A 22,643-nucleotide genomic window follows, 5' to 3' on the forward strand; every position below is an offset into this window, starting at 1 on the left:
GACGAAGGCCGCCCGGAGGCGGCCAAACGGAGACATCGGCGCGTTGCGCGAAGACCGGGCCCGACCCGGCCGCGCGGTAGCGGCGCTACTTGGCGTAGCGCTTGCGGAACTTGTCGACGCGGCCGCTGGTGTCCATGATCTTGTTCTGGCCGGTGTAGAACGGATGCGAGGCCGACGACACTTCGATCTTGACCAGCGGATACTCGTTGCCGTCCTCCCACTTCACCGTCTCCTTGGCGGAGCTGGCGAGGGTGGAACGGGTCAGGATCCTGAAATCGGAAGTCACGTCCTGGAACACGACTTCGCGGTACTCGGGGTGGATCTCGGCCTTCATGGCGGCACCGGAATTGCGGGAAGCCGATTATTGTAGCCGCCCATCCCCGCCGTGCGCAATCACCCCCGCACGGCGGCGCCGGCGGCCAGGGCCGTCCGGATCAGGCCGTGGAAACGCGCCTGGTCGTAGCGCGACAGGATCCTGGCGTTGTCCGGGGCGTCGCCCTGGCGCTGCCAGTCGACCACGGTGGCGCCGCGGGTGTGGGTACCGGCCAGCTCCACCGCGACCGGCCGCTCCACCGTCTCGACGGCGCCGGCCGGCTCCAGCGCCCAGGCCATCGCCAGCGCGTCGGCCGAATGCCAGAACTCGCCCCGGCGATCCGCGGACCATAGCCGGGTCTGGCGCGAGATCGCCTCGTAGAACCGCGCGCGCGGCGAGTCGGCGCGCAGCCAGGTCTCTGCCTCGGCATGGGGGAAGCCGTGCGCCAGCACCGCTTCCCAGTCGGCCAGGTCGAAGCGCGGGAATCCCTCGAACACGATCCGCGCGGCTTCCGGGTCGAAGGCGATGTTGAACTCGGCCGCCGGCGTGATGTTGCCGTGCGCGGTCACCGCACCGCCCATCACCACCAGGCGCGCCACGCGGCGCGGCAGGGTCGGATCCAGCTTCAGCGCCAGCGCGAGGTTGGTCAGCGGCCCCAGCGCCACCAGCAGCAGGCGGCCGGCGTGCAGGTGCGACAACCGCAGGATCGCCAGCGCCGCGTGTTCGGGCTCGGCCGCGCGGGCCGCCGGCACGTAGCCCACGTCGCCGAAGCCGTCGCGGCCGTGCACGTAGGCCGCATCGCGGGCCGGATGCAGCAGCGGGGCGGCGCAGCCGGGGTGAACCGGGACGTCGGCGGCGCACAGCTCGACCAGCTTCAGCGCGTTGGCCACGGTGTGCTCGAGCCCGACGTTGCCGGCGGCCACGGTCAGCGCCTCCACCCGGTGGCGCGGGTCGTTGAACGCGAGCAGCAGGGCCAGGGCGTCGTCGACGCCGGGATCTGTGTCGATCAGCATGGGAATGGGTTGGTCCATGGCCCATTATCCCCCGGCGCCGAGGCCGGCTGTCCAATCGCCGGCGTGCGCCGCCGCGCCCGAGCTGCCCGAGGCCGCCGCGCCCGCGCCCGGCTCACGCCGCCGCATAGCGCGCCGCACCGCCGATCCAGCGCTCGATCAGCCGGTCGGCGACCCGCGGCGCGCCGGCCAGCAGCTGCTCCCCGATCGCGTGCACCGCGGGCAGCAGATCGGCGTCGCGCGCCAGGTCGGCGAGCCGGAACGCCGCCAGCCCGGTCTGGCGGGTGCCCAGCAGCTCGCCCGGCCCGCGCAGTTCGAGATCCTTCTGGGCGATCACGAAACCGTCCCCGGTCGCGCGCATGGTCGCCAGGCGCTGGCGGGCCATCTGCGACAGCGGCGGCTGGTACAGCAGCACGCAGCTGGACGCGGCGCTCCCGCGGCCCACCCGCCCGCGCAGCTGGTGCAGCTGCGACAGCCCCAGGCGTTCGGCGTTCTCGATGATCATGAGCGAAGCGTTGGGAACGTCGACCCCGACCTCGATCACCGTGGTGGCCACCAGCAGGTCGATCCCGCCTTCCTTGAACCGGCGCATCGCCAGCTGCTTGTCGGCCGGCTTCATGCGGCCGTGGACCAGGCCGACGCGCAACTCCGGTAGGGCCTTTCCCAGCGCTTCGAAGGTGCTCTGGGCGGCCTGGGCGACCACGTCGCCCGGGGGGCCGCCGCGCGTGGCGGGCGATGGCCTGGTCGCATCCTCGTCTATCAGGGTGCATACCCAGTACGCCTGGCGGCCCTCGGCGCAGGCGCCGCGGATCCGCTCGATCAGCTCCGGGCGGCGCTCGGCGCTCAACACCACGGTCCGCACCGGGGCCCGGCCCGGCGGCAGCTCGTCGATCGCCGAGACGTCGAGGTCGGCGTAGGCGGTCATCGCCAGGGTGCGCGGGATCGGCGTGGCGGTCATCACCAGCTGGTGCGGCACGCGCCCCCCGGTGGCGCCCTTGTCGCGCAGCGCCAGCCGCTGGTGCACGCCGAAGCGGTGCTGTTCGTCGACGATCGCCAACCCCAGCGTGCTGAACTGCACGCCCTCCTGCATCAGGGCATGGGTGCCGACGACCACCTGCACCTCGCCGGCGGCGATCTGGGCGAGCGTGCGCGTACGCGCCCTGCCGCCGACCTTCCCCGCCAGCCACCCCACCCGCACGCCCAACGGCTCCAGCCAGGCGCGGAAGTTGACCAGGTGCTGCTCGGCCAGCAGCTCGGTGGGCGCCATCAGCGCGACCTGGGCGCCGGCCTCCACCGCCAGCAGCGCGGCCAGCGCCGCCACCACGGTCTTGCCGCTGCCGACGTCGCCCTGGACCAGGCGCAGCATCGGCACCGGCCGGCCCAGGTCGTCGCGGACCTGCTCGAACACCCGCCGCTGGGCGGCGGTGAGCGCGAACGGCAGGGCATCGCAGAGCCTTCCGGCCAGCGCCCCCGGCACGTCGAAGGGCCGTGCGCCATGGCGCTGCAGCGCGATCCGCTGGCGGCGCAGGCTGAGGTGATGGGCCAGCAGTTCCTCCAGCGCCAGCCGCCGTTGCGCCGGATGGGTGCCCGCGAGCAGCGCCTGCAGGTCGGCCTCGGGCGGTGGGCGGTGCACGGTGAGCAGCGCCTCGCGCAGCGTCGGCAATCCGCGTGCGGCCGCCACCTCGGCCGGCAGCAGTTCGAGTGCGGCATCGCCGGGCAGGCGCTCGAGCGCCTGGGCGATCAGCCGGCGCATCGTCGCCGTGCCGACCCCCTCGACCTGCGGGTACACCGGGTCGAGGCTGTCGCCGAGCCCGGCCGGTTCGTCCCCGCCGAGCACGCGATAGCTGGGGTGCACGATCTCCAGGCCATGCTGCCCCGGACGCGGTGTTCCGTAACAGCGGACCCGCGCGCCGACCCGGAACTGGGCGACCTGGGCGGGGCGGAAATGGAAGAACCTGAGCACCAGGGTGGCGCGGGAATCGTCGCCCAGCGCCACCCGCAGCATCGGCCGGTAGCGGAAGCCTCGCTCGACCGCTTCCACCACGCCTTCCACCTGCACCGGGCGGCCCGGCTGCAGCCCGCGAATCGGTGCGATGCGGGTGCGGTCCTCGTACTGGCGCGGCAGCTGCAGCCACAGGTCCTGCAGGGTCACCAGGCCGCGGGCGGCGAGCTTTTCCGCGGTCCGCGCGCCCACGCCGGAGAGACCGGCAAGCGGCAGGCGCGCGGAATCGGTGCTCGTTGCGGTAGGGGGCGCCGGCATCGCTCAAGCATGCCGCGAGAGCGGGCGAGCGCAACCCCCACCGCCGGTGGCGCGCTTCAGCTCAGCACCATCACCGCGTCGACCTCGAACGCGGCGCCGCGCGGCAGCGCCGCCACGCCGATGGTGGAACGGGCCGGATAGGGTTCGGCGAACACCTCGGCCATCACCGCGTTGACTTCGGCGAACTCGCCCAGGTCGGTCAGGTACAGGCCCACCCTCACCACATCGTCGAGCGAGCCCCCGGCGGCGGCGCAAACCGCCTCGAGGTTGGCGAAGGCGCGCCGCGCCTGGGCACGGATGCCGCCTTCGACCAGCTCGCCGCTGTCGGGGTGGAGCGCGATCTGGCCGGACAGGAACACCGTCTCGCCCGCACGCGTGGCCTGCGAATAGGGACCGATGGCAGCGGGCGCGCCGGCGGTGCTGACGGGAGTGCGGGGCATGTTGCGGCTCCAGGAAGCGGAACGCGAATTGTAGCGACCGGCGGCCGCCGCGCACGCGGCTACAGCCGCTGGACCCCATGCACCACGCCGAGCCGCCGGGTACGGCGGATCACGTCCGCCAGGTGCTTGCGGTTGCGCACCTCGATCGAGAAGCGGATCGCGGCGACGTTGCTGTCGCGCTCGAGGTAGTCCACCCCCTCGATGTTGGAATCGGCCTGGGCGATCGCCGCGGCCACCTGCGCCAGCACTCCGGGCCGGTTCTCCACTTCGATCCGCAGCGCCACGCTGTAGTCCCCGGAGACCTCGCGGTCCCAGCCGATCGCCACCCAGCGGTCCGGCGACTTGCGGTAGTCGGCCAGGTTCGGGCACTCCAGGCGATGCACGACCACGCCCTTGCCGGCGGTGTGGTAGCCCATGATGTCGTCGCCCGGGATCGGCGTGCAGCAGTTGGCGAAGGCGATCACGCCGCGCTCGTTGCCGGTGATCAGGATGCTGTCGCCGGGCCGCGACGGATCCGCCGCATCGCGGGCGCCTTCGGCCTCCTCCCCGTGGGCATGCTGCGCCAGCGACTGCGCCACCTGCGCGGGCATGCGATTGCCCAGGGCGATGTCGGCGAGCAGCTCTTCCAGGCGCGGATAGCGGTATTCGCCCAGGAACGCCTCCAGGCGCTCGCCGGGCAGGCGCTCGAGCGAGCTGCCGATGTCCTCCAGCGCGCGATCGAGCATGCGGTGGCCCAGCTGGACCGCGTCCTCGTGCTCGAGCTGCTTGAGCTGTTGCCGGATCGCGGTGCGGGCCTTGCTTGTGACCACGAATTCAAGCCATTGCGGCTTCGGCGCCGCCGATTTGGCGGTGATCGCCTCGGCCTGCTGGCCGCTGGCCAGCCGGGTCCGCAGCGGCACCAGCTTGCGGTCCACCCGCGCCGCCACCGCATGGTTGCCCACGTCGGTGTGCACCGCGTAGGCGAAATCCAGCGCGGTGGCGTTGCGCGGCAGCGCCAGGATGTCGCCCTTCGGCGTGAACAGGTAGACCTCGTCGGGGAACAGGTCGACCTTGACGTTCTCCAGGAACTCCAGCGACGAGCCGGTGGCGCTCTGCGACTCGAGCAGGTTGGAGATCCACGAGTGCGCGCGGGTCTGCGCGCTGGTCGGGTTGCCGCCGTGCTTGTAGGCCCAGTGCGCGGCGATGCCGCGCTCGGCGATCAGGTCCATTTCCTCGGTTCGGATCTGCACCTCGATCGGCGCCCCGTAGGGCCCGAACAGCACCGTGTGCAGCGACTGGTAGCCGTTGGCCTTGGGTATGGCGATGAAGTCGCGGAAGCGCCCGTCCAGCGGCTTGTACACCGAATGCGCCACGCCGAGCGCGTGGTAGCACTCGGCCACCGTGCGCACGATCACCCGGAAGCCGAACACGTCCATCACCTGGTCGAAGGTCTTTCCCTCGGCCTGCATCTTGTTGTAGATGCTCCAGGGCGACTTCACCCGCCCGACCAGCCGGTACTGCAGGCCCTCGTTGGTCAGGCGCTGGGCCAGCTGCGCCTCGATCTTGGCCAGGGATTCGCGCCGCACCAGCGGCTGGGCGCGGATCCGCTTCTGCAGCACCGCGTGGCGCATCGGGTGCAGCGCGCGGAAACCGAGGTCCTGGAGTTCGGCCTTGATCAGGTTCATCCCGAGCCGCTGCGCGATCGGCGCATAGACCTCGAGGGTCTCGCGCGCGATCCGCTCGCGCGCCTCGGCCGACTGCGCACCGAGCGTTCGCATGTTGTGCAGGCGGTCGCCCAGCTTGATCAGGATCACGCGCAGGTCGCGCGCCATCGCCAGCATCATCTTGCGGAAGCTCTCGGCGGCGGCCTCCTGGCGGCTGCCGAAATGCAGCTTGTCGAGCTTGGTGACGCCGTCGACCAGCTCCGCCACGGTCTCGCCGAACTCACCCGCCAGCGCCTCTCGCGTCAGCGGGGTGTCCTCGATGGTGTCGTGGAGGATCGCGGCGACCAGGGTCTCCAGATCGACCTTCTGCTCGGCCAGTACCCTCGCCACCGCCACCGGGTGGGTGATGTAGGGCTCGCCCGACTTGCGCGTCTGGCCGGCGTGCGCGGCGGCGCCGACCGCCCAGGCCCGGCGCAGCACCCGGCGCTGCCCGGCCGACAGGTAGCCGGTGGCCTGCTCGAGCGCGAGCATGTACTCCGGCACCGCGTCGTCGGCGGGGACCGGGCCGTTCGCCTGGACGGTTTCGGCAGGGCTCATGGAGGGAGCCTAAAGCGAAGGCCGGGAATGGGGAATAGGGAATGGAGGCATCGTGAATGCGACGGACGCGGCGGCCGCTCCGGTCCGCCGGGGCCGGGCCGAGCGGGCGGCGCCCAAACGGCAACGGCCCCGCGGAGCGGGGCCGTTGCGAAAACGCGGCTTCGAGGTCGAGGCGGAAAGAATCGCGACGGGACCGCTTGTCCCGAACCCCGAACCCCGAACCCCGGCTCTTACAGGTCGTCGCCCTTGGAGAGGTCGTCGTCGGCGACCACCTCTGCGGCGGCCCACTCCAGCGCCTCGCGCTCCTTGCGCTCGCGCTCGGCCTTGTCCACGGCCTCGATGTAGTCGTCGTCGATGCTGCGGGCGGCGATCTCGCGCAGCGCCAGCACGGTCGGCTTGTCGTCGTGCTCGCTGTTGTCCAGCTGCGCCTCGACGCCGTTGGCCAGCTGGCGCGCGCGCTTGGCGGCCATCATGACCAGTTCGAAACGGTTGTCGACCACTTCGAGGCAGTCTTCCACGGTGATGCGGGCCATAGCGGGCTCCCGGGCGACCGGCGGGTCGCGCGAATTCGATGGTTGAGGTGACCGCGAAGCTTAGCCGACGGCGCTTCAAGCCGCAAGGCCTGGCTTTGTAAATCAAAGACTTGGGCGGAAAGCCCTGGCCGCGGGACCGGGACGCGCCTAGGTTTCCGGCGCCTCGGCCAGCAGCGCGGAGATCAGTGCCGCGTGGCGGCTGGCCTGCTGCGGCCGGCGCAGCCGGCTGGCCACGAAGATCGCGCACATCTCGTCGACCGCGGTCGCGAAATCCTCGTTGACGATCACGTAGTCGAACTCGTCGTGGTGCGCCATCTCCTCCCGGGCCGCGGCCAGCCGCTGGCGAATGACCTCCTCGCTGTCCTGGCCGCGCTTGCGCATCCGCTCCTCCAGCGCCTGGCGCGACGGCGGCAGGATGAAGATGCTGACCGCCTCGGGCACCTGGGCGCGGACCTGGCGCGCGCCCTGCCAGTCGATTTCCAGCAGCACATCGCGCCCCGCCGCCAGCTGCGGCTCTACCGACTGGCGCGCGGTGCCCTTCCAGTCGCCGTGCACCTGCGCGTACTCGAAGAAATCTCCGGCATCGATCATCCGCCGGAACCCGTCCGCATCGATGAAGTGGTAGTGCTCGGCGTGGCGCTCGCCGGGCCTCGGGCTGCGCGAGGTGAACGAGATCGACAGGCAGATGTGGCGATCGCGCGCCAGGCACGCATTGACGATGCTGGACTTGCCGGCCCCGGAAGGCGCCGCGACGATGTAGAGGGTTCCGCGCATAACGGCCGTGGTTGGCGATTCCTGATTCGTGATTGGCAACGGCCCTGGTCCCGGTGTGGCCCGGGAACCGGACCGTATCGCTTTTCGCGAATCACCGGTCACCCATCACCGCTATTCAAGATTCTGCACCTGCTCGCGCACCTGGTCGATCAGCACCTTGAGGTCGACCGCGGCCTGCGAGGTGCGGCGGTCCACCGATTTCGAGCCCAGGGTGTTGGCCTCGCGGTTGAATTCCTGCAGCAGGAAGTCCAGACGCCTGCCCGCTGGCTCGCGCCGTGCCAGGATCCGGCGGATCTCGTCGATGTGGCTGTCGAGGCGGTCGAGCTCCTCGTCCACGTCGAGCTTCTGCAGCCACAGCACCAGCTCCTGTTCCAGGCGGCCCGGGTCGAGCGGTTGCCCCAGGTCCGCGACGCGCGCCTCCAGCTTCGCGCGCAGCCCCTCGCGGATCGCCGGCATCATCGTGCGCACTTCCGCGACGATCGCGGCGATCGCGTCCACGCGCTCGGCGATCGCCCCCGCCAGCTTGCCGCCCTCGCGCTCGCGCGCCGCCACGAAGGCGGCCAGCACCTCGTCCACCAGCGCCATGGCCTCGGCCTGCATGGCTTCCGGGTCCACGTCGCGCGACTGCAGCAGGCCCGGGAACTGCAGCAGCTCGGTGAACTCGGCATGCAGGCCGGGAAGCCGCCGGTTCAGGGTATCGGCAAGCTCGGCCAGCTGATCGAGCACCGCCGTGTTCACCTGCAGCGAGTCGCCGCCTTCCGCCGGGCGCAGGCGCAGCACCAGGTCGAGCTTGCCGCGCGAGACCTTCGCCGCCACGCGCTCGCGCAGCAGCGGCTCGAAGCCGCGCAGCTCGTCCGGCGCCCGCACTCCGAGTTCGAGGAACCGGTGGTTGACCGCGCGCAATTCGCAGCCGAGCGCCCCCCAGGGCGTGGCGCGCTCGCCCGAGGCGTAGGCGGTCATGCTTCTGGTCATGCGGATCCGGGCTGCGGTACGGCCGGGCAGTATGCCATCCGCGCCCGGGCCGGTGCCGGCTGCTAGACTCTCCCGCCCGCAGATCGGACCCCGCGCATGACCATTTCCCGTCCCAGCGGCCGCGCGCCGGACCAACTGCGCGACGTCGGCATCGAGCGCGGCTACACGGCGCACGCCGAGGGCTCGGTGCTGATCAGCTTCGGGCAGACCCGGGTGCTGTGCACGGCCAGCGTCGACAACCGCGTGCCGGCGTTCCTGCGCGGCAAGGGCGAGGGCTGGGTGACGGCGGAATACGGCATGCTGCCGCGCGCCACCCACACCCGCAGCGACCGCGAGGCGGCGCGCGGCAAGCAGGGCGGCCGCACCCTCGAGATCCAGCGCCTGATCGGCCGATCGCTGCGCGCCTGCGTCGACCGCAAGCTGCTCGGCGAGCGCACCATCACCCTGGACTGCGACGTGCTGCAGGCCGATGGCGGCACCCGTACCGCGGCGATCACCGGCGCCTACGTGGCGCTGGTCGACGCGGTGCGCTGGCTGCAGGCGCGGCGCGAGATCACCCGCGATCCGGTGTTCGGCGCGGTCGCCGCGGTGTCGGTGGGGATCTGGCGCGGGGTGCCGGTCCTGGACCTCGACTACGCCGAGGACAGCGCCTGCGATACCGACATGAACGTGGTGATGAACGACGGCGGCGGCTTCATCGAGCTGCAGGGCACCGCCGAAGGCCACGCCTTCCGCCGCGAGGAGCTGGACGCGATGACCGCGCTCGCCGCCGCCGGCGTGGGCGAGCTGGTCGACATGCAGCGCGAGGCGCTGGCGCGGTGAACGCGATCCTCGCGCGACCGGCCGGCGCACCCAGCGGACACCGCCGGGAGCGATGGACCCGGCCATGAGGCTGGTGGTCGCCAGCGGCAATAGCGGCAAGCTGGGCGAGTTCCGCGATCTGCTCGGCGCGGGCGGGATCGATTTCGTCGCCCAGGGCGAGCTGGGCGTGCTTGACGTGGAGGAGACCGGGCTCAGCTTCGTCGAGAACGCTTTGCTGAAGGCGCGCAATGCCGCGCGCGCCACCGGGCTGCCGGCACTGGGCGACGATTCCGGGCTCTGCGTCGATGCGCTCGCGGGCGCCCCCGGCCTCTATTCGGCGCGCTACGCCGGCGGCCATGGCAACGCCGCGGCGAACATCGCCAAGCTGCTCGCCGCCCTGGAGGGCGTCCCGGCCGCACGGCGCACCGCGCACTTCCACGCGGTCATCGTGGTGCTGCGCCATGCCGAGGATCCGCAGCCGCTGATCGCCGAGGGCAGCTGGCACGGGCGGGTCCTGGAGACGCCCCGCGGCAGCGGCGGGTTCGGCTACGACCCGGTGTTCCTGGACCCGGAATCGGGGCTGTCGGCCGCCGAGCTGGATCCGGCCCGCAAGCACCGCGCGAGCCACCGCGGCCGGGCGCTGGCGGCGCTGCAGCCCCAGCTCGCCCGCGCGTTCGCCCGCTGAACGCCCGCCATGTTGGCCGTACCGCCGCTGGCGCTCTACGTGCATCTGCCGTGGTGCGTGCGCAAGTGTCCCTATTGCGACTTCAATTCGCACCAGGCGCGCGGTGCCCTGCCCTTCGATGCCTACGTCGACGCGCTGCTCGCCGACCTCGACCACGATCTGCCGCTGGCCTGGGGGCGCACGGTGAGCTCGGTGTTCTTCGGTGGCGGCACCCCGAGCCTGTTCCCGGCGCCGGCGATCGACCGTTTCCTGCAGGGGGCCAGCGCGCGGCTGCGCTTCGCGCCGGGCCTGGAAGTGACCCTGGAGACGAATCCGGGCACCGCCGAGCACGGCCGTTTCGCCGACTACCGCGCCGCCGGCGTCAACCGGATCAGCTTCGGCATCCAGAGCTTCGACGACGGTTGCCTGCAGCGGCTGGGCCGCATCCACGACAGCGCCGACGCCGAGGCCGCGGTGAAGCTGGCGCAGGACGCCGGCTACGACAATCTCAACCTCGACCTGATGTACGCCCTGCCGGGGCAGTCGCTGGCGATGGCGGAGCGCGACGTGGAGCGCGCGCTCGCGCTCGCGCCGGCGCACGTTTCGCACTACCAGCTCACCCTGGAACCGAACACCGTGTTCGCCGCGCGGCCGCCCGCGGGCCTGCCCGACGAAGACCTGGCCTGGGACATGCAGGAGCGCTGCCAGGCACTGCTGGCCGCCTCCGGCTACGCGCAGTACGAGGTCTCGGCCTATGCCCGGACGGGCCGGCGGTGCCGGCACAACCTCAACTACTGGCGCTATGGGGACTACATCGGCATCGGTGCCGGCGCCCACGGCAAGCTCACGCTGGGCGGCGCCCAGCAGATCCGCAGGCGCTGGCGCGTCCGTCATCCCAGCGCCTGGCTGGCCGCGGCTGGCGGCGCCGCGGCACTCGGTGGCGACGACGCGATCGAGCCCGCGCAGCGCCCGTTCGAATACATGCTCAATCTGCTGCGCCTGCGCGAAGGGTTCCGCCCCGGCGACTTCGAGGCGCGCACCGGCCTGCCCCGCGCCGCGATCGAGGCGCCCCTGGCGGAAGCGCGCCGGCGCGGCTGGCTCATCGAGGAAGGCGGGCGCATACTGCCGACGGCGCTTGGGGGGCGCTTCGCCAATGACGTCATGCAGTTGTTCCTGCCGGACACCGGCCCGGAGCCGACCACCGGGCCGCAGCCCGGCCGCTGAGCCCGGGCCGCGGCTGCGCGCGCATGGCGGTTGGCCGCGGCCGCGTGCCGTGGTAAGAATCGTGATCGAATCCGCATTCGCGGCCGCCTCATGACCACCCCGCGGGACACCGGCAATCCGCCCAGCCTGGCTTCGGCCGGACTTCCCGCGCGCGTGCGCCGCATTCTCGAGCGCACCCTGGCGCTGTTGTCCGAGGAGCTCGACCACGGCATGGGACGGATGCTGCAGGAGTTCGAACGCGAACTGTTCCGGCTGGCCGACGTGGCCCGCAATCCGGGTTCGGAATCCGGCTACATGCAGGCCCTGCGGAGCTTCCGCCTCAACCGCGCCGACCTGGTGCCGCGCTTCATGGTGGAGCTGGAGTCGGCGCTCGCCGGGGTCCGCGGCCCCGGCGATGCGCCGCCGGCGCGCGGCGGCGAGGAAGTCAGCTTCCGCAACCTGAGCCTGGTCGAGGACACGGTGATGGACGAGGACACCGTGCTGCGCGAGGTGGCCAGCCGCCAGGAGAACCGCGCCACCCTCGCCCTGCACCTGCTCGGCCAGCGGTTCGGCGTGCTGGCCGGCGCGCCGGCGTTCGATGCCGGCCGGCTGCCGCTGGGGCCGCAGAGACTGTGCCGGACCATGCGCACCGCCGCGGTGGACCTGGAGATCAACTACGACGCGCGCCTGCTGCTGTACCGGATGTTCGACCGCCAGGTGATGGCCGGCTACCCGCAGCTGCTCGACCGGGTCAACGACCTGCTCGCCGCCGAGGGCGTGCTGCCGGCACTGACCTTCGTGCCGGTGCGGGCCCGCCCGGGCTCGGCCGAACCGGTGGCTGCCGCGCAGCCCGCCGGCACCGCGCGGCCCGAGGCGGCGGCACGACCCCCGGCCCCGGCGCCGAAGCCCGGCGCCACGCTGCCCGAGGCGCTGCGGCCGCATACCGCATGGATGGGCGAGGCGCGCCCGCCCGCCGAGCACGTCGACGACGATGCGGCGTTCGCCATGCTCCAGCAGCTGCTTTCCGGCCGCCGCGAGCTGATCGGCAAGCTGCGATCGGAACCCCCGCCGCCGAGCCGCCAGCAGCTGAGCACGCCCGACCTCATCGACGCGCTGAAGGCGCTGCAACGGCAACCGTCCTCGGCCAAGGGCCGTGGCGGCGTGGCGGAAATCAAACAGGCGGTCCTGGCCCAGACCCGCCAGCAGCGTGGCGCCGGCGCCGGGCTGGCGCCCGAGGACAACGACACGTTCGAGCTGCTGGGGTTGCTCTACGGCCAGATCGAGACCGAGATCCGCAACGACGCCCCGACCTCGGCCCTGGTGCGGGAGCTGCAATTGCCGCTGTTGCGGGTCGCGCTGCGCGACCGCGCGTTCTTCCTGCACGCCGACCACCCCGCGCGACAGCTTCTCAATACGGTCGCCGAGAGCGCGGCGCGGTGGATGGACCGCAACGAGCTCGACCCGCAACTGGTGCAGCCGATGCGCCAGGTGGTGGCCGACGTGGTCGAGCGGTTCGAGGACGATCCGGCGGTGTTCTCCGAGGCCAACAGCCAGCTGCAGGAACACCTGCAGGTGCAGGTGCGCAAGGCCGAGATGCTGGAACGGCGCCACGTCGAAGCGGCCCGCGGCAAGGAGAAGCTGGAGGTGGCGAAGATGCGCGCCGCCGAGGCCCTGGAACAGGCGCTCGGCGATCAGCGCCTGCCCAAGTTCGTCCGCGCACTGCTCAACCAGGCCTGGGCGGACGTGCTCACGCTGACCCTGCTGCGCCACGGCGAGGACTCCGAAAACTGGCGGCAGGAACTCGACGCCACCCGCCGCATCATCGCCGCCTGCACCCAGGAGCGCCCGGCCGCCGACCCCGAACTCGGCGGCCACGTCGAGGCCTCGCTGGGACTGGTCGGCTATCACGGCGAGGAAGCCACCGTCATCGCGCAGCGGCTCACCGGGCGCATCGACGACGAGGACGACGACCCGGCCTCGCGCACCGAGCTGGCGGTCAAGCTCAAGGCGCGGGTACGCCTGGGCGAGGACAAGGCCAAGGCGGCGCGGCCGAAGCTCCCGCCGCGTACGCCAACCGAGCAGGCGCACTACGAGCAACTGCGGGTGATGCCGTTCGGCGCGTGGATCGAGTTCGTCACCAATCAGCAGGGAGACGTGGTGCGTCGCCGACTGTCCTGGTACAGCCCGCTCACCGACAATGCGCTGTTCGTCAACCAGCGCGGCCAGCGGGTCGACGAGCAGTCCCTGGACAGCCTCTCGCGGATGTTCGCCAGCGGCCAGGCGCGGCTGGTCACGGCCCAGCGCGGGCGCCTGGTGGACCGGGCCTGGCAGGCCGCGGTGAGCGCGCTGCGCAGTTTCGCCGGGCGCGGCGACGGCGCGGCGGCCGCGGGGGCGCCGGCATGAGCCAGGAGTTCCGCCGTGCGCGCCGCCGCAAGGCCCCCGATACGATCGTGGTCACCGACGCGATGACCGGCAACGTGGTCGGCCGCGTCGCCAACCTCTCCGAGACCGGCATGCTGCTGCTGGCCAACACCGGCCTGGTCAACGACGCGCTGTACCAGTTCCGCTTCACCCTGCCCGGGGGCCGGGAGCGCCGCGACCAACTGCTGGAACTGGGTGCGCACCTGCTCTGGACCGATCAGGTCAGCGCCGCCGGACAGGCCTGGACGGGACTGCGTTTCATCGGCCTCAACGACGAACAGGCGCGCCAGTTGCGCGCCTGGGTCGACACGCCTGGCAGCCAGTACGTCTAACCCCGGAGCCGGGCGGCCCGCTTGGGTCGCCGCGGGGTCTGCGCGACAATGGCGCTTTCCGGCAAACGCGACCCCGATGACTTCCGACCCGGCCCCCCTCTACGCCGCCCACCTGGCGACCATGCAGCTGCGCGCCGAGACCGCGCTCGAGCGCGGCGGCTTCGAGCACCTGGTGATCCCGAGCGGCACCGTCCATTATCAGCTGTTCGACGACCGCGACTATCCGTACGCGGTCAACCCGCACTTCAAGGCCTGGGTGCCGCTGACGCGCAACCCGGGCAGCTGGCTGGTGGTGACGCCGGGCCGGCGGCCCAGGCTGGTGTACCTGCAGCCGTTCGACTACTGGCACGTGGTGCCGGAAGCCCCGTCGGGCTACTGGCCGGAGCATTTCGACCTGGTGGTCATCCGCCAGCCTGAGGAGGCATCCCGGCACCTGCCGCCGGACGCGGCGCGTTGCGCGATCCTCGGCGAGGCGCAGAGCGCGCTGGGCCGCTACGGCGCGTTCAAGCCCAACAATCCGCAGCCGGTGCTCGACTACCTCGATTATCACCGCGGTTTCAAGACGTCCTACGAAATCGAGATGCTGCGGCAGGCGACGCAGCGTGGCGTGCGCGGGCATCGCGCCGCCGAACGCGCGTTTCGTGCCGGCGCCAGCGAGTTCGGGATCCACCTCGCCTACTGCCAGGCCGTCGGCCAGGACAGCACCGAGCTTCCCTACAACAACATCGTGGCGCTCAACGCCCATGGCGCGGTGCTGCACTACACCGAGCGCGACCGGCTGCCGCCAAGGCCGGTCCACAGCTTCCTGATCGATGCCGGAGCCAGCTTCGGCGGCTATGCCTGCGACATCACCCGCACCTATGCCGCGGACGCCGGAAGCGAGTTCCAGCAGCTGATCGACGCGGTGGACGCCGTGCAGCAGCGGCTCTCGGCCGGCTTCGTTGCCGGGCGCGACTATCGCGACCTGCACCTGCAGGCGCACCTGGAACTGGCCGGGGTGCTGCGCGATTCCGGGGTGCTGAGGATCTCGGCCGAGTCGGCGGTGGAGTCCGGGGTGAGCGCGAAGTTCTTCCCGCACGGGCTGGGGCACGGCATCGGGCTTCAGGTGCACGACGTGGCCGGCTTCGCAGAGTCCGACCGTGGCGGCAGCATCGCTCCGCCGGACGGCCACCCCCACCTGAGGCTGACGCGCAAGCTGGAGCCTGGGATGGTGGTGACCAACGAGCCGGGCGTGTATTTCGCCGAGCTGCTGCTCGAGGAGCTGCGAGGCGGCCCCCATGCGAACGATGTCGACTGGGAGCGCATCGACGCCTTCCGTCCCTGCGGCGGCATCCGCATCGAGGACGACATCGTGGTCACCGATGCAGACCCGGTCAATCTGACCCGCGAGGCCTTCGCCGGCTGAGCCGAGCCGGCGCGCGGCGGGCCCGCCGCGTCATCCTCCCGCCATGAACGCCTCGATCTCGTCGGCGCCGCGCGCCAGGCCGTCGGTCAGCAACTCGTGGCCGTCGCGGGTCAGCGCCAGGTCGTCCTCGATGCGGATGCCGATGCCGCGCCATTTCGCCGCCACGCTGGTGTCGTCGGCCGGAATGTAGAGGCCCGGCTCGACGGTGAAGGCCATCCCGGGCTCAAGCAGCCGCGACTCGCCATCGACCCGGTACTCGCCGACGTCGTGCACGTCCAGGCCGATCCAGTGTCCGGTCTTGTGGCGGCAATAGCGCCGGTAGCCGCCGCTGGCCAGCTGCTTCTCCAGTCTGCCCTTGAGCAGGCCCAGCCGCAGCAGGCCTTCGGTGAGCGTGGCGATGGCCGCTTCATGAACGGCCTCGAACGGCCTGCCCGGCCGGGCCTGCGCGAGCGCGGCGGCCTGCGCCGCCTCTACCAGTTCGTGCAGCGCGCGCTGCGCCGGGGTGAAGCAGCCGTCCACCGGGAAGGTCCGGGTGATGTCGGCGGCGTAGCCGCGGTATTCGGCGCCGGCATCGATCAGCACCAGCTCGCCGGCACTGGTCCGGCCGGCATTGGCGCGGTAGTGCAGCACGCAGGCGTTTGTCCCCGCCCCGACGATCGTCTCGTACGCTGGCTCCGCATCGCTGCGGCGGAACTCGTATTCCAGCGCGGCCTGCAGCTCGTACTCGTGCACGCCGGGGCGGGACGCGCGCATCGCGGCCTGATGCCCACGCACGCTGATCCTCGCCGCGCGGCGCATCAGCTTCAACTCGTCGCGCGACTTGAACAGGCGCATCTCGTCGAGCAAATGGCCCAGTTCCAGGAACTCGTGAGGCGGCTGCGCTCCGAGCCGCACCTGCGCGCGGACCCGGTTGAGCCAGCCGATCAGCTTGAGGTCGAACTCCGTGTCGCGGCCGAAGTGATAGTAGACCCGGGTCCGGCCCTCTAGCAGGCCCGGCAGGATCTCGTCGAGGTCGTCGATCGGGTAGGCGTCGTCCAGGCCGAGCACGTCCACCGCCGCATCCGGCCCGATCCGCGGACCGTCCCAGCCCTCGCGTTCGGGATCGCGCTCGCGGCAGAACAGCAGCGATTCGCCGTGGCTGCGGCCGGGAACCAGCACCAGCACCGCCTCGGGCTCGGGGAACCCGGCCAGATACCAGAGATCGGAGTCCTGGCGGTACCGGTGATGGGTGTCGCGGCTGCGTACGCGCTCGGGCGCGGATGGCACCACCACGATCGCGTCCGGGCCCGCCATCCGCATCAGCTGGCGGCGCCGCCGCGCATAGGCGGAGAGGGAAATGCCGGTGGTTCTGGTCATGCGAGCTGGTCGGGATCGGTGGCGGCGCGGGTCGTGGCAGGGCGCACGGCGCGGACGGGTTCGGTCAGTTCAGGCGCTGGCGATGGCGCGGGCCGAGCGCACAGTCGCCGTGCAGCAGCAGCACCGCTACCCGCACGAACTCCTCTATCTCCACCAGCGCGGCCTCGTCCTCCTGGTCGCCGCCCTCCTGGGGGCTGGCCGCAGCCAGCCTCGCGATGTCGGCGAGCGCCTCGCGCCCCTCGTCCGACAGGGGTGGCGCCGCGCCGGCGGCCAGACCGAAGCCGCCCAGGAACCCGCGACACCACTCGAACAGCGCCGCGCTGCGGTCGTAGAGGCTGGCATCGGCATCCGGGAGCAGCAGTTCGAAGGCGAAGCTGCGGTCCTCCAGCTGGGCCACGCTGGCAAGATGCAGTTGTTCCAGCGCAGCGGCGGGTTCGGGCACCGAATCGTCCACCAGGACCCGGTTCAGCCAACCGGGACCGTCGGCACCGCCGCCCGCCAGCCAGCCGCACAGGCTGCCGTGCAGTTCGGAAGCGGCGATGCCCAGGCCGGCGGCACGGCACGCACCGTGGACCTCGGCCAGGGAAGGTAGGGGTTCGGACACGTCGCCGTTCGCCGTAAATCCAGGGAGCGCCAGTGTAGCAACGCGGCACGGCGGCCGGCTTGTTGCCGGACACGGCGGGCGCCTACACTGCCCCTGCCGCAACCTGCGGCACTCAGGGGCTGCAGTGCTGACCGATCCCGCCGACCCGCGCCTGCTGGGCGCCGCGATCGTCCTGTTGACGGCGCTCGTCGCGGGTCTGGTCTGGCTGTTGCGCCGCCGCACCCGCCAGCGTCAGCGCATGAAGGCGCTGCGCGACCGGGAGGAGCGCCTGATGATGGCGCTCTGGGCGACCGGCGAACACTACTGGGAATACGACGTGGTCCACGACCGCCTGCGGCTGCTGCAGGTCGAAGCGGGCGCGCGCGACCGCTCCGACGTGATGGTCGAAAGGGTGTTCGATCCGGCCCGGCTTCTGCACCCGGACGACATCGAACCGGCGCGGCGGGAGCTGCGCAAGCATCTCGACGGGGCTGCCAGGAGCTTTCTGGCAGAGGCGCGGGTCCTGCTGGACGGGCCCGAACCGGTGTGGGTGCGCGCCCGCGGCCGGGTGGTGCACCGTGACCATGCCGGGCGCGCCCTGCGCGTGGCGGGCACCGCGCTCAACATCACCGGCAGCCGCCAGGCGGACCGCGACCGCCGCATCGCCAGCGAAGTGCTGCACAGCATGAGCGAGGCGGTGTCGGTGGTCGATCGCGATTTCCATTTCGTGTCGGTCAACCCCGCTTTCCTGCGCATCACCGGCTACGAGGAGCACGAGGTCATCGGCGCCAACGCCGACCTGCTCGACAGCACCCAGCACGACGCCGCCTTCTACGGCCACATCCGGGGGCAGCTCGCGCGCCACGGCCGCTGGACCGGGGAAATGTGGCAGCGGCGCAAGGACGGCGAGGAATTCCTCTGCTCGATCGAAGCCAGCGTGGTGTCCGGTGGCCACGAGAGCGAGCTGCTCTACGTCACCGTGCTCAACGACATCACCCGCCAGAAGCGCGCCGAGCAGGAGCTTCGCTACCTGGCGAACTTCGACACCCTGACCAACCTGCCGAACCGGGCGCTGCTGTCGGAACGGCTGTCGCGCGCGATCGTACGGGCCCGCCGCCAGGACAGCCGCATCGCCGTGCTGTTCCTGGACCTGGACCGCTTCAAGGACATCAACGACTCGCTCGGCCATGCCGCCGGCGACCGTATCCTGCGCGCGGCCGCCAAGCGTCTGCAGGACACCGTGGGCCAGCACCATACCGTGGCGCGCCTGTCGGGCGACGAGTTCACGGTGGTGCTCGAGAACCTGGAGACGCCCGAGGCCGCCGAGCGCACGGCGCGCGAGATCATCATGGCCTTCGAGGCCCCGTTGCTGCTGGACGAACGCCAGGAGATCGCGATCTCCCCTTCCATCGGAATCAGCCTGTACCCCGACCACGGCCATGTCCCGACCGCGCTGCTCAAGCGCGCCGACACCGCGATGTACCAGGCCAAGGCCGCCGGGCGCCGCACCTTCATGCGCTACGACGACGCGATGGACGTGGCGACGCGGCAGCGTGCGACGCTTTCGGGCGCGCTGCGCAAGGTGCTCGACCGCGGCGAGCTGCGGCTGGCCTTCCAGCCGCGGCTGGCCCTTGCCGACTCGAGGATCACCGGGGTGGAGGCGTTGCTGCGCTGGTCGAGCGACGAGCACGGCGAGATCGCGCCCGCGGACTTCATCCCGCTGGCGGAGGAAAGCGGTCTGATCCTGGAAATCGGCGAGTGGGTGCTGCGCGAGGCCTGCCTGACCCTGCGCCGCTGGCAGCAGCACGGAGTCGGCGGCCTGACGGTGGCCGTCAACGTCTCGGTCCTGCAGTTGCTGCGCGGCGATTTTCCGGAGGTGGTACGACGGGTCCTGGGCGATGTGGGTCTGGCGCCCGAGGCGCTGGAGCTGGAGCTGACCGAAAGCGTGCTCATGGCCAATGCCGAGCAGACCGCCGCCAAGCTGCAGGCGTTCCGGGCCATCGGGGTCTCGCTGGCGATCGACGACTTCGGAACCGGCTACTCGTCGCTGGCCTACCTCAAGCGGCTGCCGATCACCACGATCAAGATCGACAAGGCCTTCATCGACGACCTCAGCCACGACCCGGAGGACGCCGCCATCACCAGCACGGTGATCACCATGGCGCACTCGCTCGGCCTGAACGTGGTCGCCGAGGGGGTGGAGACCGAGGCGCAACTGCGGTTCCTGTCGCAACACCGCTGCGACGAGATCCAGGGCTTCTGGCTGGCCCAGCCGCTCGACCCCCATGCCTGCCTGGCCTTCATCCGCAACTGGACCCAGGCGCAGGGCGCCGGCCGCCCGCTGCCGGCGATCTCGCCTTGACCGCCCCCCGCCCCCTGCCTATCTTGCCGTGATGGAAAGCCAGGATCCGATCGCCCAGCTGCACGCCATGGTCGCGCGCATCGACGAACTGGTCGATCGCGTCCACCGGCTGACCGACGAGAATCGCAGCCTGAGGCAGCAGCACGAGCAGCTCGCCAGCGACCGCTCGCAACTGCTGGCCAAGAACGAGCAGGCCCGCTCTCGCGTCGAGGCGATGATCGCCCGGCTCAAGTCCCTGGAGCAGCACACATGAGCGCGACCGAACCGGTCAACGTGCGGGTGCTGGACCGCGAGTACACCGTCGGCGTCGAGACCGAAGGGCGCGATGCGCTGATGTCGGCTGCCCGCCTGCTCGACGCGCGGATGCGCGAAGTACGCGGCGCGAACCGCATGGCGGCCGTCGATCGCGTGGCCGTTCTGGCCGCGCTCAACCTCGCCCATGAACTCGAGCAGTTGCGCAACGAGCAGGGACAGCGCGAGCGGGACCTGGCGCGGGCAGTGACGGAACTGCAGCGCAGGCTCGATGCCGCGGCGGAAGCGGGCTGACGGATCCGCGACCGCTGCGCGCGGCGCAACCAGCCGCGCCGATGCGCCGTTCGCCGGCCTGGGCGGCCGACTTGAACGGCAGCGCAATCGAGCCCCCCAGCGCCCGACAAACGGACTTGGCGAAACCGCCGTGCGGGCTATACTGGCGTTGCGTCCTCTGCCGTGTTCGACGGCGTGCGCAAACATTCGCCTTGTCCCTTAATGACGACCTCGGGGACGCAGCGGTTTCCGGGTGTGCATGTCCGCCTCGCAGCGGGAAGCCCGATGGAAACCCGGCGTTCCCACTTGAACCCCGGGTTCAAGGTCGTTTGGCGCGCATCGCCATGGCGGAGGACGTACCTTTTTTCGCCGCGACGCCCGACAGGCCGCGCCCCGCGGCACGATCGTCGGCGGGGCGGGCTTTGCCGGGCGCCCGCGGCCGGGCACAATCCCGTTTGGCTTGCCTGCATTCCGCCCGATGACCGACGACCGCACGGCCCTGCGCCGTGAGCTGCGCGAACGGCGCCGCGCCATTCCCGCCGCCGGCCGGATCGCCGCGGCCGAAGCGCTCGCCCAGCGCCTGCTGGCATTGCCGGGCCTGCCCGATCGCGGATATGCCGCGGGGTACTGGGCCAACGACGGCGAGATCGCCCTGCACGCCTGGCAACTGCGGTTGCCACCCGCGCTGGCCTATTGCCTCCCGGTCCTTTGCGACGATGCGCGCCTGCGCTTCGCGCCGTGGCGTCCGGGCGATCCCCTCGTCACCAACCGCTACGGGATTCCGGAGCCGGAGGTCGCGCGGAGCTCGTTGCTCGACGCCGACGCGCTCTCGCTGGCGATTCTGCCGCTGGTCGGCTTCGATACCAGCGGCAACCGGCTCGGCATGGGGGCCGGCTGGTACGATCGCACCTTCGCCTTCCGCCGCGACACCGCCGCGCCGCCGCGCCTGGTCGGCGCGGCGTTCGAGGCGCAGCGGGTCGCGGCGCTGGCCGTGGCGGGCTGGGATGTCCCGCTGGACGCGATCTGCACAGAATCCGCCACCTATCCGTGCACGGGCCCCGCATGACGACTCGAAAACGCTATTGGCTGATGAAGTCGGAACCCGACGATTTCTCCATCGACGACCTCGAGCGCGTCGGCGTCGAGCCCTGGACCGGCGTACGCAACTACCAGGCGCGCAACTTCATGCGCGATGGCATGCAGCCGGGGGATGGGGTCCTGTTCTATCACTCCAGCACCGCCGTTCCGGGCATCTACGGCGTCGCCGAGGTGGCTTCGGCCGCCTATCCCGACCCGACCCAGTTCGACCGCCGCTCCAAGTACTTCGACGAGAAGTCCAAGCGCGAGGAGCCGCGTTGGTTCCTGGTCGACGTGGGCTTCGTGCGCAAGCTGCGGCGGCCCGTCCCCTTGGACGAGATCCGCGCCCACGCGGGGCGGCTGGGCGAGGATTTCGCGTTGATCCGCAGGGGCACGCGACTCTCGGTGTTGCCGGTGACCGCCACGCAATGGAAACTCCTGCTCGCCCTGGAATGACGGAGCCGCCATGTCCGAAGCGAAACGCCTCGCCGGCGAAAAGGCCATCGAGTACGTCGAAGAAGGCATGATCGTGGGGGTCGGCACCGGATCGACCGTGGGATACTTCATCGACGCGCTCGGGCGGATCCGCGATCGGATCGCAGGCGCCGTATCCAGCTCAGAGCAGAGCAGCGAACGCCTGCGAAGCCACGGCATCGAGGTCGTGGACCTGAACGCGATCGGGCCGCTACCGCTCTATGTGGACGGCGCCGACGAGTGCGATCCGCAGAAGCGGCTCATCAAGGGCGGCGGCGCAGCACTGACTCGCGAGAAGATCATCGCCGAAGCGAGCACGCGTTTCGTCTGCATCATCGACCCGGCCAAGCGGGTTCGCGTGCTGGGCCGTTTTCCGCTGCCGGTAGAAGTGATCCCGATGGCCCGCAGCCTGGTCGCCAGGGCGATTCTCGCTGCGACAGGAGGCCAGCCGGTCTGGCGCGAGGGCGTGGTCACCGACAACGGCAACTGGATCCTGGACATACACGGCCTTTCGATCACCGACCCCATGGTCGTCGAACGCGAGCTCAACCAGATCCCGGGCGTGGTCGCCGTGGGCCTGTTCGCACGCCGCCCGGCCGACGTCGTCATCGTCGGCGGCGAGCCGCCGCAGATCCTCTGAGCCCGAAGCGGGCAAAAAAGAAACCCCGCAGCCAGGCTGCGGGGTTTCCGGGGTAAAAACCCTGGCGATGACCTACTCTCGCATGCTGAGTGCACACTACCATCGGCGCGTACGCGTTTCACTTCCGAGTTCGGAATGGGATCGGGTGGTTCCACGCAGCTATTATCACCAGGGAGAGGGTGGAGGGTCGCGGGTCGCTCCCAAGGCGGTTGCCGAGGAAACGATCGCGCTCACGCTCTCGTAGGGTGGGACGTAGCG

General features: G+C 71.2%; 22 protein-coding genes, 1 rRNA gene and 1 other RNA gene. 13 read left to right on the plus strand and 11 right to left on the minus strand.

Annotated features, from left to right (window positions below; translation table 11 throughout):
• Positions 1–85: 85 nt before the first annotated feature.
• From QFW77_RS07830 to QFW77_RS07865, 8 genes are all read right to left on the minus strand, one after another.
• Entirely contained in the window at positions 86–334 is a 249-nt protein-coding gene (locus tag QFW77_RS07830) for a type B 50S ribosomal protein L31 (RefSeq protein WP_280573910.1), read from the minus strand.
• Between the two features lie 59 nt (positions 335–393).
• Positions 394–1,344, minus strand: coding sequence for a nucleoside hydrolase (locus tag QFW77_RS07835; RefSeq protein ID WP_280573911.1), 951 nt, complete (start codon positions 1,342–1,344; stop codon positions 394–396).
• 94 nt (positions 1,345–1,438) lie between these two features.
• Complete coding sequence (recG, locus tag QFW77_RS07840) at positions 1,439–3,583, minus strand: ATP-dependent DNA helicase RecG (RefSeq protein WP_280573912.1); 2,145 nt, start codon at positions 3,581–3,583, stop codon at positions 1,439–1,441.
• A 56-nt stretch (positions 3,584–3,639) separates the two neighbouring features.
• A complete protein-coding gene (locus QFW77_RS07845; protein WP_280573914.1) occupies positions 3,640–4,023 on the minus strand; it encodes a Rid family detoxifying hydrolase in 384 nt (127 codons plus the stop codon).
• Between the two features lie 59 nt (positions 4,024–4,082).
• Positions 4,083–6,263: a RelA/SpoT family protein gene (locus tag QFW77_RS07850; protein ID WP_280573917.1), complete on the minus strand. Its 2,181-nt coding sequence runs from the start codon at positions 6,261–6,263 to the stop codon at positions 4,083–4,085.
• Between the two features lie 230 nt (positions 6,264–6,493).
• Complete coding sequence (gene rpoZ, locus QFW77_RS07855) at positions 6,494–6,796, minus strand: DNA-directed RNA polymerase subunit omega (RefSeq protein WP_180679963.1); 303 nt, start codon at positions 6,794–6,796, stop codon at positions 6,494–6,496.
• 147 nt (positions 6,797–6,943) lie between these two features.
• A complete protein-coding gene (gene gmk, locus QFW77_RS07860) occupies positions 6,944–7,570 on the minus strand; it encodes a guanylate kinase (RefSeq protein ID WP_280573920.1) in 627 nt (208 codons plus the stop codon).
• A 111-nt stretch (positions 7,571–7,681) separates the two neighbouring features.
• Complete coding sequence (locus tag QFW77_RS07865; protein ID WP_280573924.1) at positions 7,682–8,542, minus strand: YicC/YloC family endoribonuclease; 861 nt, start codon at positions 8,540–8,542, stop codon at positions 7,682–7,684.
• A 96-nt stretch (positions 8,543–8,638) separates the two neighbouring features.
• On the opposite strand from QFW77_RS07865, the gene rph reads away from it, so the two are divergent.
• The 6 genes from rph to pepQ all read left to right on the plus strand — a co-directional run bounded on the left by rph (position 8,639) and on the right by pepQ (position 15,368).
• Positions 8,639–9,364 carry a ribonuclease PH gene (rph, locus tag QFW77_RS07870; RefSeq protein WP_280573925.1) on the plus strand — a complete coding sequence of 242 codons (726 nt, stop codon included), beginning with the start codon at positions 8,639–8,641 and terminating at the stop codon, positions 9,362–9,364.
• A gap of 64 nt (positions 9,365–9,428) precedes the next feature.
• On the plus strand, positions 9,429–10,028 hold the full coding sequence (gene rdgB, locus QFW77_RS07875) for an RdgB/HAM1 family non-canonical purine NTP pyrophosphatase (RefSeq protein WP_280573927.1): 600 nt from the start codon (positions 9,429–9,431) through the stop codon (positions 10,026–10,028).
• 9 nt (positions 10,029–10,037) lie between these two features.
• Positions 10,038–11,231 carry a radical SAM family heme chaperone HemW gene (gene hemW, locus QFW77_RS07880; RefSeq protein ID WP_280573929.1) on the plus strand — a complete coding sequence of 398 codons (1,194 nt, stop codon included), beginning with the start codon at positions 10,038–10,040 and terminating at the stop codon, positions 11,229–11,231.
• Positions 11,232–11,321: 90 nt separating this feature from the next.
• Positions 11,322–13,613 carry a DUF1631 domain-containing protein gene (locus QFW77_RS07885; RefSeq protein ID WP_280573930.1) on the plus strand — a complete coding sequence of 764 codons (2,292 nt, stop codon included), beginning with the start codon at positions 11,322–11,324 and terminating at the stop codon, positions 13,611–13,613.
• Positions 13,610–13,963: a PilZ domain-containing protein gene (locus QFW77_RS07890; RefSeq protein ID WP_280573933.1), complete on the plus strand. Its 354-nt coding sequence runs from the start codon at positions 13,610–13,612 to the stop codon at positions 13,961–13,963. Before QFW77_RS07885 ends, QFW77_RS07890 begins: the two co-directional genes overlap by 4 nt.
• Positions 13,964–14,039: 76 nt before the next feature.
• On the plus strand, positions 14,040–15,368 hold the full coding sequence (gene pepQ / locus QFW77_RS07895) for a Xaa-Pro dipeptidase (RefSeq protein WP_280573936.1): 1,329 nt from the start codon (positions 14,040–14,042) through the stop codon (positions 15,366–15,368).
• A 30-nt stretch (positions 15,369–15,398) separates the two neighbouring features.
• Here the strand turns inward: pepQ and QFW77_RS07900 are convergent, their stop codons facing one another.
• Both QFW77_RS07900 and QFW77_RS07905 read right to left on the minus strand, forming a co-directional pair.
• A complete protein-coding gene (locus QFW77_RS07900; RefSeq protein ID WP_280573939.1) occupies positions 15,399–16,724 on the minus strand; it encodes an aminopeptidase P N-terminal domain-containing protein in 1,326 nt (441 codons plus the stop codon).
• 64 nt (positions 16,725–16,788) lie between these two features.
• On the minus strand, positions 16,789–17,328 hold the full coding sequence (locus tag QFW77_RS07905) for a UPF0149 family protein (protein ID WP_425603295.1): 540 nt from the start codon (positions 17,326–17,328) through the stop codon (positions 16,789–16,791).
• 124 nt (positions 17,329–17,452) lie between these two features.
• Between QFW77_RS07905 and QFW77_RS07910 the strand changes: the two genes are divergently transcribed.
• The 7 genes from QFW77_RS07910 (at position 17,453) to rpiA (ending at position 22,385) form a co-directional block, all read left to right on the plus strand.
• Positions 17,453–19,669 (plus strand): putative bifunctional diguanylate cyclase/phosphodiesterase, encoded by a 2,217-nt coding sequence (locus tag QFW77_RS07910; RefSeq protein WP_280573941.1) that lies wholly within the window; start codon positions 17,453–17,455, stop codon positions 19,667–19,669.
• 31 nt (positions 19,670–19,700) lie between these two features.
• Positions 19,701–19,922: a TIGR02449 family protein gene (locus QFW77_RS07915; RefSeq protein ID WP_280573943.1), complete on the plus strand. Its 222-nt coding sequence runs from the start codon at positions 19,701–19,703 to the stop codon at positions 19,920–19,922.
• Positions 19,919–20,215 (plus strand): cell division protein ZapA, encoded by a 297-nt coding sequence (locus QFW77_RS07920; RefSeq protein WP_280573944.1) that lies wholly within the window; start codon positions 19,919–19,921, stop codon positions 20,213–20,215. The genes QFW77_RS07915 and QFW77_RS07920 overlap by 4 nt, the downstream gene beginning before the upstream one ends.
• 151 nt (positions 20,216–20,366) lie before the next feature.
• Positions 20,367–20,552: non-coding RNA, 6S RNA (ssrS, locus tag QFW77_RS07925), on the plus strand.
• Between the two features lie 120 nt (positions 20,553–20,672).
• A complete protein-coding gene (locus QFW77_RS07930) occupies positions 20,673–21,260 on the plus strand; it encodes a 5-formyltetrahydrofolate cyclo-ligase (protein WP_280573945.1) in 588 nt (195 codons plus the stop codon).
• Positions 21,257–21,727 (plus strand): EVE domain-containing protein, encoded by a 471-nt coding sequence (locus tag QFW77_RS07935; RefSeq protein ID WP_280573946.1) that lies wholly within the window; start codon positions 21,257–21,259, stop codon positions 21,725–21,727. Before QFW77_RS07930 ends, QFW77_RS07935 begins: the two co-directional genes overlap by 4 nt.
• 10 nt (positions 21,728–21,737) lie before the next feature.
• Positions 21,738–22,385 (plus strand): ribose-5-phosphate isomerase RpiA, encoded by a 648-nt coding sequence (gene rpiA, locus QFW77_RS07940; RefSeq protein ID WP_280573947.1) that lies wholly within the window; start codon positions 21,738–21,740, stop codon positions 22,383–22,385.
• Between the two features lie 59 nt (positions 22,386–22,444).
• On the opposite strand, the gene rrf is transcribed toward rpiA, so the two are convergent.
• Positions 22,445–22,558 (minus strand): 5S ribosomal RNA (rrf, locus tag QFW77_RS07945).
• Positions 22,559–22,643: the final 85 nt, after the last annotated feature.

Origin of the sequence: Luteimonas endophytica (assembly GCF_029887875.1) — a bacterium.
Taxonomy (GTDB): Bacteria; Pseudomonadota; Gammaproteobacteria; order Xanthomonadales; family Xanthomonadaceae; genus Luteimonas; species Luteimonas endophytica.